The sequence below is a fragment of the Streptomyces desertarenae genome, assembly GCF_042681365.1.
Taxonomy (GTDB): domain Bacteria; phylum Actinomycetota; class Actinomycetes; order Streptomycetales; family Streptomycetaceae; genus Streptomyces; species Streptomyces desertarenae.
The window spans coordinates 1-552 of record NZ_JBHUFU010000059.1 but is presented as its reverse complement, the minus strand read 5'-3'; the positions used below and the strand labels follow the sequence as shown (position 1 = coordinate 552).

The window sequence follows — 552 nt, the reverse complement described above, 5'->3', positions numbered from 1 at the left end:
AGCGAAATTCCTTGTCGGGTAAGTTCCGACCTGCACGAATGGCGTAACGACTTCTCGACTGTCTCAACCATAGGCCCGGTGAAATTGCACTACGAGTAAAGATGCTCGTTTCGCGCAGCAGGACGGAAAGACCCCGGGACCTTTACTACAGCTTGATATTGGTGTTCGGTTCGGCTTGTGTAGGATAGGTGGGAGCCGGTGAAGCATGCACGCCAGTGTGTGTGGAGGCGCTGTTGAAATACCACTCTGGTCGTGCTGGATGTCTAACCTGGGTCCGTGATCCGGATCAGGGACAGTGTCTGGTGGGTAGTTTAACTGGGGCGGTTGCCTCCTAAAGGGTAACGGAGGCGCCCAAAGGTTCCCTCAGCCTGGTTGGTCATCAGGTGGTGAGTGTAAGTGCACAAGGGAGCTTGACTGTGAGACTGACGGGTCGAGCAGGTGCGAAAGCAGGGACTAGTGATCCGGCGGTGGCTTGTGGAAGCGCCGTCGCTCAACGGATAAAAGGTACCCCGGGGATAACAGGCTGATCTTCCCCAAGAGTCCATATCGACG

The 552-nt window shown here is 55.8% G+C and carries 1 rRNA gene; it reads left to right on the top strand.

The window, feature by feature from the left end:
- Positions 1–552 (top strand): 23S ribosomal RNA (locus tag ACFSJS_RS27945); the annotation flags it as partial.